Source organism: Pedobacter sp. 01N416 (assembly GCF_056399685.1).
Map to the genome: position 1 here is coordinate 1 of NZ_JBFTRT010001055.1, position 548 is coordinate 548.

Sequence of the window (548 nt, forward strand, 5' to 3'; positions counted from 1 at the left end):
GTTTCAAAACCTTTTGCCTGAAGGTAGCTCATTAGCTTATTTTTTCTTTTAAACAGATCATTTTCGTTCAAACTCTCCACTTTTTTGATGGCCAATTTTTCTATCGTTTGTAAATAATCATCATCATCGATGCTGTAAATTGCCTTTTGCAGAATTTTATCGGGCACACCCTTTAATTTCAAACCCTGTTTAATTTTAACACGCCCCCAATGTTTAATGTTGAATTTGCCCGATGCATAACTTTTAGCAAACCTTTCTTCATTTAAAAAATTATTCAAAATCAACTCGCTTATAATTTCTTCCAGTTCATCGCCACGCATACCCCATTCTACCAGTTTATACCGTACTTCCTTTTGCGAGCGCTCCTGGTAAGCACAAAAATGCTCGGCTTTTACCAACGCTTGTTTTTTATCTAATAATACTGCTTCTTGTTTACCGCTTTTCATAATTATTTACTGAAATTCGTAAAAATAATAGCGATTACCGTATTTTTCTGAATATAATAGCATGCAAAATCCAATATACACCATTGCCAAAATAGCCGAAAT

The 548-nt window shown here is 33.9% G+C and carries 1 protein-coding gene; it reads right to left on the reverse strand.

Annotated features, from left to right (window positions below):
• Window positions 1-446: regulatory protein RecX (locus AC1DND_RS29205; protein ID WP_477586514.1), on the reverse strand; the 446-nt coding region annotated here is incomplete at its 3' end.
• Window positions 447-548 lie beyond the last annotated feature (102 nt).